Consider the following 11,366-nt stretch of genomic DNA (forward strand, 5'->3'; position numbering starts at 1 on the left):
GCAGCACCAGGAGCACCAGGGGCACCATCTAATCCAGCAGGACCAGGAGCACCAGGGGCACCATCTAATCCAGCAGGACCAGGAGCACCAGCAGGACCTACAGGACCAGCAGGACCTACAGGACCAGCAGGACCAGCGGGACCAGGAGCGCCAGCAGGACCTACGGGACCAGCAGGACCAGGAGCACCAGGGGCACCATCTAATCCAGCAGGACCAGGAGCACCAGGAGCACCATCTAATCCAGCAGGACCAGGAGCACCAGCAGGACCTACGGGACCAGCAGGACCAGCGGGACCAGGAGCGCCAGCAGGACCTACGGGACCAGCAGGACCTACAGGACCAGCGGGACCAGGAGCACCAGGAGCGCCAGGAGCACCAGGTATTAGTGGTATAGGAACTTCTACAAATTGATTAGAAGGAATTGATGGTCCAGGGACTAATTCAAAACCTGGTACAGTTACTGGTTGTCCAGGTACAAGGGTGTCAAATTCAGTAGGGACTACTGGTTGTACGACATCTGGAGGTTGAATTTGTTGGGCTACGATAGAAGAATCATTTTTTTCTAATAGTGCTAGTACTCTGTAAGTCTGAGCGTCTTCACCTACTGCCTTTACTTCTATGTATTCTTTGCCAGCTATTTCTATATCTGATATTTGTAATTCATTAGTTCTCACTCCATCCAATAAGAATGGGATTAGTAACCCATCATTACTTGCAAACGAAGTTACTACATCACTTTCACTATCTAGATCTGGAATAAATAAATCTGTTTCTCTTAAATTTATTGAGCCTGCCACAATCTCAGCACCAGGCTGTATAAATGGAATTTCATTGTCAAAGTCAGTGTTAGTTATTTCTACTATGCTGACTTCTTGTAGCCCTATTTCTCCTTCATCGCTTAAAGCATCTTCAGAGAAGAATAAGACTAAGTTTTCCTCAGCCGAATTACCAAGTGGAAGAGGAACCGAAAGTGTGCTCGGTTCCTGAAAAAAGTTAGGAGAACCGTCCATTGGTTATTTTTCTCAAAAATATAATTTCTCCCAAATTATAAGTGAGAATTTCACTTTTGAAAATAATAATTATATATTTTAGCTATAGATATATCTGGTACATGTAAGTAATTCTAAACTTATTGAATGGCCAAATATTTATGTTTTCCTAAGCTAAATTTTTCTTGAAGTCAAAGGACTAAATAATTTATACTTAACTTTGATTGAAATAGATGCCATATTAAAGTACTTTAAAACTAAACTATACTAAAACTATTAGTATTCGAGGGTTTAATTGATGCAAACACGTTATATCCAATTTCAGATTATAATTTTTTTAATCTCAATAATTTACTTATAGCCTGTATAAAACCCATAATATACTGTGTAATTCAATAATATTGAAAAGAAACGATTTCAAGAAACATTTCAACATCTAAATAAAAAGTAAATAGACTTAAAGACGTTGATTTTTTTCTAAAGTTCCCTAATGGGAAAATACATTATAAAATACTCAAGATTTTCTTTTGAACTCTAACTCTAAATTTACATTCAATCAACATGACTAACTCAACAGACTTTCTTACTTTGGCACGTTGGTTAGCGGCGGATTTTAGTAACCAACAACAAGCCTTTGAAAACCCTCCCCTCTTTGCTCACATTCGAGTTTGTATGCGTCCACTTCCCTATGACCTCTTAAATGGACTCAGCCTTTATCTAGAGCAAGCTTATGATATTAACCTTAATCAACCCTACCGAGTCCGAATACTAAAATTAGTCCCCGCAGCAGACCATATCGATATTGAAAACTACGCAATAGATCGAGAAGAAGCATTTTACGGCGCTTCTCGCGATACTCAACGTTTACAAGCATTAAAAACTGAACAAATAAAGAAACTACCAGGTTGTAACTTCATTACTACATGGACTGGTCATAGCTTTAGAGGTGAAGTAGAACCAGGAAAGGCTTGTACTGTAGTCCGTAAAGGCCAAACTACCTACTTAGATAGCAATTTTGAGATAGATGAACATAAATTTATTAGTCATGACCGAGGGCGCAACCCCGAAACTGATGAGCATATCTGGGGAGCGATTGCTGGGCCTTTTGAATTTACTCGTTGGGCTAGCTTTGCCAATGAAGTTAATCTATAAATCTTTATAGATATAAGAAATATAAGAAAATTTACTACTTCAACTTTTCTAAATAATTAGTAGTATCAACACAAATACTAGGGATAAAGTTTATCAGCGTAATAAGACATATTCATTATAATGTTTAGCCAGTTGCATTTGATTTAAACAAGAAACGCCATAAAGTTCCAATACCTGATACATTAAGCCAATATCGGTAAGTAAGATTCACAGTAAGTTTATGAAAGTCCTAGTAATTGGTGGCGATGGCTACTGCGGTTGGGCAACCGCTCTTTATCTTTCTAATCAAGGTTATGAAGTGGGTATCCTAGACAGTATGGTTCGACGACACTGGGATATGGAAATTCAAGTAGAAACCCTCACACCTATTGCCCCGATCCAAAAACGTATCCAACGTTGGAAAGACCTCACAGGTAAAACAATTGACCTATATATAGGAGACATTACCAACTATGACTTCCTTAGTAAAACACTACGTCAGTTTGAACCAGAATCTATAGTCCACTTTGGCGAACAACGGGCAGCCCCATTTTCTATGATTGACCGGGAACACGCTGTTATGACCCAAGTTAATAATGTTGTTGGTACTCTCAATATTCTCTATGCGATGAAAGAGGATTTTCCAGACTCCCACTTGGTAAAACTGGGAACTATGGGAGAATATGGTACTCCTAATATAGATATTGAAGAAGGTTACATTACTATTGAACATAATGGACGTAAGGATACTCTACCTTATCCGAAACAACCAGGGTCTTTCTATCATTTAAGTAAGGTTCACGATAGCCACAACATTCACTTTGCCTGCAAAATATGGGGCCTCCGTGCTACAGACCTCAATCAAGGTGTCGTATATGGTGTTGCTTTAACTGGCCTTCTAGATGATGAAATAATCAATGATGAAATTCTGATTAACCGTCTGGACTATGATGGAGTTTTTGGTACAGCTCTGAATAGATTTTGTATTCAAGCAGCAATTGGCCACCCACTAACTGTTTATGGTACAGGTGGACAAACTAGGGCATTCTTAGATATTAGAGATACTGTCCGTTGCATGGAAATAGCGATCGCTAATCCCGCAGAACCAGGTAATTTCCGAGTATTTAACCAATTTACGGAAATGTTTAGTGTTCAAAAACTAGCAGAAATTGTAAAAGAAGCGGGTAAAACTATGGATTTAGATGTGCAGATTAATCATTTGGATAATCCTAGAGTAGAATTAGAGCAGCATTATTTCAATGCTAAAAATACGAATCTACTAGATCTTGGTTTAAAACCTCATTACCTTTCTGATTCTCTGTTAGATTCTTTACTCAATTTTGCTATCAAGTATAAAGAAAGAGTGGATAAAAACCATATTTTACCTAAAGTATCTTGGCATCGAGAAAAAACTCAACAATTAGATTCTGTAAAAAGTACATTAATATCCAAAACTGAGGAAAAAAACAAACAATCAGATTCTGTAAAAGTACATTAGTATCTAAAACTGGATAATAATTCTATCTTTAAAAATAGCTATCAGCTGTTAGTATTCTATAACCGGAATGCTTCCCTATGGGATTCTCTATGCATTCGTGTCGTGCAGCGAAACCTAAACAGCTAGCCTCCTGTAAATGAACTTCGGACTTCAGCTTTTTAGTTCTGGTTAAAATTCTCTGCTTCTATAACCAGAATGGTTTGGTAGAGGTTGAAATTACCTTAACTCACGTTAAAAAAATAATCCGACTGAGTGCTTAGTGCCGATCGCTTCTTTAAATAGATTTATATTCAGTAAGTGTAGTAATTTTACTTGTGGTTGGGGTTATATATAATGAATTTGATTATACTTTAACCTGAGTTTTATCTACATATCAAAATAAGAGGTAATATATTTACTTATTACCTCTTACTAGTCTTGATAAAGTTAATTTATTTTTCCTCAAAGATTTTGCTAATTCTATAGATATAAAAGATATAATAATTTAAAATAATTTCTAGTCATATTAGTCATATTAAAGTTAAAAAAAATTATGCCTATTAGGTTTACCTAAAAGCTAAGTTTTTTTATTCATAATCATTGACAGATGGTAAAAGATATTAAGATATAAAATTACTTAATACTACTACTGAATTAATATGCAGCTAGCCACAGAAAACTACTTAATTCAAGTTAGTAATTGGCCAGAAAAAGGCAAGCATATATTAGCACAATTTGATGAAAACTCTATAGTTGTCTATCAAGCATATAGACCAGATATAGGAAGTTTTGCAGTTTCAAAAGGTTATTTTGGTGGTGAATTTAGCCTAAGTAGAATGAGTTGGATTAAACCTAACTTTTTGTGGATGATGTTTCGTTCTGGATGGGGAACAAAAACAGGGCAAGAAGTTATTCTTGCTGTAACTATTAAACGTACAGCATTTGATGAAATTTTAGCAAATGCTGTACATTCAAATTTTATTCCAACTATTTATAAAACTCAAGAAGAATGGAAAGAAACTTTAAAGCGATCGCCTGTAAGACTGCAATGGGACCCAGACCATAATCCTATGGGTCAAAAGGTGGAAAGACGAGCAATTCAATTAGGACTGCGGGGTGAAATTTTACGAAAGTATAGCCGAGATTGGATTGTGAAAATAGAAAATATTACAGAATTTGTACAACAGCAGCGCAGCTATAGAGAGTATAGTAAATGGACTGATTTAATCACACCGAAAGAAAATGTTTATCCAGTAAATAATTCTGAGATAATACATAAACTGGGATTATCGATGTCCTGACTAAATTTAAAGGGTAATAGTTAAACCTGTTATCATCCAAAAAAATCAATATTCTGACTAATATTTTTCCAGCTAATATACTTATGAGGATAGCCCTTTTTACTGAAACCTTTTTACCAAAAATAGATGGTATAGTTACCCGTCTATGCCACACTGTTGAACATCTGCAACGTGCTGGCGACCAAGTGCTAATATTTTCCCCCGAGGGAGGACTAAAAGAATATCATGGAGCAACAATTTGTGGCATTGAGGGTTTTCCCTTACCGCTCTATCCAGAATTAAAATTAGCAATACCCACTCCTACTATTGGTAAACAGCTAGAGCTGTTTCAGCCAGATATAATTCATGTAGCTAATCCAGCAGTATTAGGGTTAGGTGGCCTATACTATGCTAGAAAGCTGAATATTCCACTTGTAGCGTCCTATCATACCCACCTTCCTCAATACTTACATCACTATGGTTTAGGAATGCTTGAAGGTTTACTTTGGGAATTACTAAGATCGGGCCATAATCAAGCAGACTTAAATCTTTGTACTTCTACAGCAATGGTAGAAGAATTAACCAACCATGGCATTGAGCGGGTAGACCTTTGGCAGCGAGGAGTAGATACAGAATTATTCCAACCCTGCCATGCTAGTCAAGAAATGCGCGATCGCCTTAGTCAAGGAAATCCTGATAGCACAATACTACTATACGTTGGCCGTTTAGGTGCAGAAAAAGAGATTGACCGTATTAAACCAATTTTAGAGGCCATTCCCAATGCTTGCCTAGCTCTTGTGGGAGATGGACCTAACCGAGAATCCCTGGAAGAACATTTTGCAGACACTCCCACATACTTTGTGGGGTATCTCCGTGGTCAAAAATTGGCCTCTGCCTATGCTTCTGCTGATGCTTTCATCTTTCCCTCTCGCACCGAAACTTTAGGATTGGTACTTTTAGAGGCTATGGCCGCTGGAACTCCTGTAGTAGCAGCTAATTCTGGAGGCATTCCTGATATTGTTACAGATGGAATAAATGGTTATCTATTCGATCCTGCTGATGAAAAAGGAGCTATTAAAGCTACTCAAAATCTCTTAGATCGTTCAGAGGAAAGAGAAACTCTACGTCAAAATGCCAGAGCTGAAGCAGAACGTTGGGGATGGTCAGCAGCAACTCAACAGTTAAGAGACTATTATCAAAAGGTTATCTCTGTCAATTCGATACCATCAGCAGCATAATTAGGGCCTGCTGATTAAATATCAAAGTATTGACTGATATTGATTTCGGTGTCAAGAGCTGCATAAAGCTAGCTAGTGTTTAGGGACAATTATGACATAAAAAGACAAGAGACGATTTTTCCGACTCTCTCAATTCTCTCAATTAATTCCCATTTCTCCTTAATCCTGACTCTTGACTCCTACCTTTACCAAAAGACTTTATTAGGCAGACCCTAATTAAGACTGTATGCAAAGATCGCTAATTCCATCTAAGTCAAAGGGTGCTAAAGATGGAAATTCTGCATGGTAGTGAAAAACTGGAATCTGTAGCAAGTAAAAGAAAATTTTGCTTGTAGAACCTTTAATTAAAGTACATTATTTTGCAAGTGTTTCCCTGGCTAGGTGAACTACAACAGCACGCCAGCTACTCCAAGTAGTGAGACAGGCTCAAATAAATAGCTCCTCTATCCCAATAGTCAAAGACACTTGAGACTGCTTTTTGTTTTCTTCTTTTTTGATTATCTCCTTGATTCAATTTATGCTTGGACATAGGTTCTTATGTGTATGTAAGTAGTGTGTCAGTCCAGAAATTTCACCCTATTGAACTCATATCCCTGACTCTTGAGGATATTTGATTTTTTATGATTGCCGACTAAAGTTAGATTATTTCAATCTAAATTCCCAATTTTTGGAGACAAAGAACTATATATAACTATATTTACGTACAAGTTTATTATATAAAAATTTGATGATTGTTAGAAATTGTCAAAAAGGGTAGACTATTAGGCCCTACAACAAAATTTTACAGAATCTATGACTCTTATTAACCCACATCTAAAATGTATGATTTATACATGGACTCCGGGATCTTAAATTCAAGCTTGTGTGATAATTAAGCGGAGTAATACTAATGATAAGATTTTACTAATCATACTAAACTTTCATATTCTAAATACTTCTAATCGTCCTAACTTTTCTAGGTTTCTGCGATACTGTGGCAATAAATGTAATTAAATATAGTCTATTCTATTACTATAGCATTTTTTTGCGAGTAAAAAACTTTATCTGCTTAGAAGAAATTAAACCCATAGAAAATATACACTTAAGTTGGAGTAATTTAACTTTAAGATAAAGCAGTTCAAATGACATTCTCTAACGCTGCTGGTAGTATTCTGGCAACATTGACTCAAGTCGATCGTATGGGTCTACTGGCAACTCGCGTCAAGGATTTGCCAGTAGGAGAGTTTGTTTGTCTGCTAGACTTTATTACCGCTGAATTTCATCAATATTTACGAGCTATTGACTTAATTAACAATGAAGGTGTTGAAACTTTACTAGAACAACTATTAGATGCCTTTACTGTCAAAATTGGTCAAATCTTGAAGGCAGATCAAACAACTATTTTTTTAGTTAACCAAGAGAAAAAACAACTTTGGTACAAGACTATTCTCGAAAGTACAGGTAAGTCTCAAGAGTACCAATTACCAATCAATGTTGGTATTTTAGGTCATGTGGCCACAACGGGAGAAGCTCTAAATATTGCTGATGCCAAAACTCATCCACTGTTCAGCGAAGAAGTAGACCAACCTCCAGGCTATGATACTCGTACTATCCTCTGCATACCAGTTTTCAGTACCACCAACTCTGACAAACCAGTAGCAGTAGTACGACTACTTAATAAAGCGAATGATGTCCCTTTTGATCGAGAAGATGAGCAACTATTCCGCTCTTTAGGGGACTCAATGGGAATTATTATAGAAAGTTGTCAATCATTTTATGTAGCAGCTCGTAATCAGCGAGGGGTTTCCGCACTGTTGAAAGCTACCACAACTTTAGGTCAAAGTCTAGACTTAGAAACAACTTTAAGAGCTGTAATGGATCAAGCTTGTAATTTAATGCAAGCGGACCGCAGCACATTGTTTATATTTAGTAAAGAAACAAATGAACTTTGGACTAAGGTAGCGACAGCAGACGAAAAAAAAATGGTGGAAATTAGAATTCCTGCAAATCGAGGTATCGCTGGTTATGTTGCTTCTACTGGACAAACTCTGAATATTCCTGATGCTTATATAGACCCTCGTTTTGACCCTAGTACAGATCAAAAAACAGGTTATCAAACGAGAAATATTCTTTGTATGCCTGTGTACAATGCTAAGGGTGAATTGATTGGGGTAACTCAGTTAATTAATAAAAATCAAGGTAGTTTTAATTCTTCAGATGAACAATTTTTACTAGCTTTTAATGCTCAAGCAGGTATTGCCCTTCAGAATTCTCAACTTTTTGAAAATGTTTTAGTAGAAAAGCAATATCAAAAAGATATTCTACAAAGTTTATCTGATGTTGTAATTTCTACAAATATGCAAGGCAGAATTGTGACTATAAATGGAGCAGCTTTAGAAATGTTAGGCTGTCCTCTTGAAAAAGAGATAAAAGGTAAAACAAGTAGACAATTGTGGGAAGAAAAACTGATTGGTAGATATGTATGGGAAGTCATACCAATTGAAAATTTACAGTTTCGTTTAAAAGATAGTTTACAGCATGGAACTAGACAATATGTTCCAGAGCAAAATTTACGAATAGGTTCTTTTATAAAATTTGAAGGTGAAGAAGAAACAGCTTATATTTTAGCAGTTCCCGATCCAAAAAATCCTAATATTTTTATTCCTTGGGGAGAACAAATACCAACAAATAGACAGGCAAATTTAGTTCAAAATAACCACATGGATTTTAGCAGATTAATAGATGTATTTGAACTAGATAGAGTTCTAGAACGTAGTTTGAATCTAACAGTTAATCCGTTGACTAATCCTGAAGGTGGTGTGCGTGGAGGATTGGTAGTTCTTGAAGATATTAGTAAAGAAAAACGCATGAAAAATACCATGTATCGCTACATGACTCCGGAGGTTGCAGAACAAGTAATGGCTTTAGCTGAAGATGCTTTACTTGAAGGAGAACGTAAGGAAGTAACTATTTTATTTTCTGATATTCGAGGCTATACAACTTTGACAGAGGACTTAGAAGCTTCTGAAGTAGTTAAACTTCTAAATCAATATTTTGAAACAATGGTAGAGGCAGTATTTAACCATAAAGGAACTTTAGATAAGTTTATGGGGGATGCCTTAATGGCTGTTTTTGGAGCGCCATTACCTTTAGAAGATCATGCTTTAATGGCGGTTAAAACTGCTTTAGATATGCGTCATCGTCTCCGGAAATTTAATGAATCTCGTCCTAATCAACCACAATTTAAAATTGGTATTGGTATTAGTTCAGGAGAAGTAGTATCTGGTAATATTGGCTCTAAAAAACGAATGGACTATACAGTAATTGGTGATGGTGTAAATTTGAGCTCCCGTTTAGAATCAATTACTAAACATTATGGCTGCGATATAATTTTAAGTGAGTTTACTTATCAACTTTGTCGCGATCATATTAGGGTCAGAGAATTAGATAAGGTTAAAGTTAAAGGTAAGCAAAAATCTGTAAATATATATGAATTAATTGGTGCAAATTCAGACAATATTGATCGGGAAACAGAACAGTTTTTAGAACTTTATTCTAGAGGTAGAAAAGCTTATCTAGAAAGGAATTTTGCTTTAGCTGTTAGTTACTTTAAGAGTGCTAAGAAAATCCGACCTGATGATGAAGCTGTTGGTGAGCATATTCAACGATCAGTTAACCATATAACAAATCCACCAGCACATGACTGGGATGGAAGTCATACCATGATAACTAAATAGTTAAAGTTAGAAATTAAGAAGTCAGAAGGCAGAGGGCAGAAGGCAGAAGGGAATATTGGTTCAAAGTAATAAAGTTTTTGTGATCACTGAGTTATTCGGACATAATATAAAGATTCAAAAACTAGAAATAAGCTCCAAAATTATTACCAATTGCCCATTGCATATTTCGTATTCCTAAAAAACCGCAATATTTTGAACAGGAATAAAATAGGATTGCTATTATTTTTTATATTGCAAGTAACCTAAAGTCAAATTATTAAGGCACTTGATTAATTTTTGGATATGTCTGGTGTTTTAAATTTGTCGGTCTAAAAAAATTGGATGTATGATAAATGAAGCAATTATCTATATAAGTAGGGTTTGCTGAAAAAAGTTTTTTGGTAAGGGTAGGAGCCAGAATCCAGAATCGGTGAAGTCAGGAGGAATGGGAATTATAGAAAAAGTAGTCAGAAGAATCGTCTGTTGACTTTTCTGCCATAATTCTCCAAAAATGCGCTCCTTTTTGAGCATTTTATACTGAAACAGGCGCACTTTTTTAGACCTCAAAATGCTAAAGCCTTTGCCTATAAATGCTTTGATATTTAATCAGCAAGCCCTAAGTAGAGATACAAATAATTTTGTATACTTACTACTTAGATATACTTTCTGTTCAATTATTCTCTATACCCACAAATACTGAATATGAAACTGACAATATTAACAATCATAATGATTTTATCCCAACTTGGCTGGATAAATTCAGCAAAAGCAGCTAATCCAGCAGCTATTAGAAGACTATTAGAAACTAATGAATGTTCGGGATGTGACCTGAGTGAGGCTAACTTATACAATGCTAACTGTGCGACCTGAACTGGTCATTTGAACTGGGAAGCCCACTTCCCTATGGGTTCTTCATCCCATACCCTTGTAGAGTAATCCGTCATAAAGAACGGTAGGTCACACCATAGCTAGTAATAGTAATGTTGGTAAGCAGACCCTAAAAGTAGCCGAAAAGGATAGGAATAATCCTCTAGGAGCAAAAGGGAGTGATGGAAAGATGAACATAGTTCTAAGTTATTTATTAAACTGCGTTATTTGTAGAAGAGCCAAATATTCCTGATAGGCTCTAACCAAAATGGTAAATGGGTAGATGTACAGAGTAGTTGGTTCTGTACATATGAAGACATCGTGCGACTCGTTCCTGTTAGGAGCCTTTAGAGACTAAAGGGGTATGAATAGGGTCTAACGAGGCCACAGCGGAAAGAGCTTGCAATCAGCGAGACCACCAAAGAAGAGCCTGTTAGATAACTGAGTTACGGATGCTGGTGAAAGTCCAGCCCGTTAAGGGATAACGGACTCCCGATCTGGCCACACCGAGCTAGAACTTCTCCACTAGCAGAGTGAAGCTGGCAACAGGCCCCAATCAGAGCTAAGGGTGATAGGCGCACTGGGGGTAATGGGGAGACGACATGGGTACATTACGGAATGTCCTGAAAAAGCATCTTATCGTACAGCAAGGAGCCACACCAAACCTCCTGACTGCACACGAGTATCCC

At 36.7% G+C, this 11,366-nt stretch carries 6 protein-coding genes and 1 pseudogene; 6 read left to right on the forward strand and 1 reads right to left on the reverse strand.

Going from position 1 to position 11,366, the window contains the following annotated elements; all coding sequences use genetic code 11:
• Window positions 1-1,010 (reverse strand): annotated as a pseudogene (locus AC3DU7_RS12845) (hypothetical protein); the annotation flags it as partial.
• A gap of 540 nt (window positions 1,011-1,550) precedes the next feature.
• On the opposite strand from AC3DU7_RS12845, the gene AC3DU7_RS12850 reads away from it, so the two are divergent.
• From AC3DU7_RS12850 to AC3DU7_RS12875, 6 genes are all read left to right on the forward strand, one after another.
• Complete coding sequence (locus AC3DU7_RS12850; RefSeq protein ID WP_488039735.1) at window positions 1,551-2,141, forward strand: CpcT/CpeT family chromophore lyase; 591 nt, start codon at window positions 1,551-1,553, stop codon at window positions 2,139-2,141.
• A 220-nt stretch (window positions 2,142-2,361) separates the two neighbouring features.
• Window positions 2,362-3,618, forward strand: a complete 1,257-nt coding sequence (locus AC3DU7_RS12855) for an NAD-dependent epimerase/dehydratase family protein (RefSeq protein WP_488039736.1) — start codon at window positions 2,362-2,364, stop codon at window positions 3,616-3,618.
• A 638-nt stretch (window positions 3,619-4,256) separates the two neighbouring features.
• On the forward strand, window positions 4,257-4,898 hold the full coding sequence (locus tag AC3DU7_RS12860) for a DUF4291 domain-containing protein (RefSeq protein WP_488039737.1): 642 nt from the start codon (window positions 4,257-4,259) through the stop codon (window positions 4,896-4,898).
• 83 nt (window positions 4,899-4,981) lie between these two features.
• Entirely contained in the window at window positions 4,982-6,115 is a 1,134-nt protein-coding gene (locus tag AC3DU7_RS12865) for a glycosyltransferase family 4 protein (protein ID WP_488039738.1), read from the forward strand.
• Between the two features lie 1,121 nt (window positions 6,116-7,236).
• Window positions 7,237-9,831 (forward strand): GAF domain-containing protein, encoded by a 2,595-nt coding sequence (locus AC3DU7_RS12870; protein WP_488039739.1) that lies wholly within the window; start codon window positions 7,237-7,239, stop codon window positions 9,829-9,831.
• Between the two features lie 708 nt (window positions 9,832-10,539).
• Window positions 10,540-10,680 (forward strand): hypothetical protein, encoded by a 141-nt coding sequence (locus tag AC3DU7_RS12875; protein ID WP_488039740.1) that lies wholly within the window; start codon window positions 10,540-10,542, stop codon window positions 10,678-10,680.
• Window positions 10,681-11,366: the final 686 nt, after the last annotated feature.

The organism is Okeania sp., assembly GCF_983059655.1.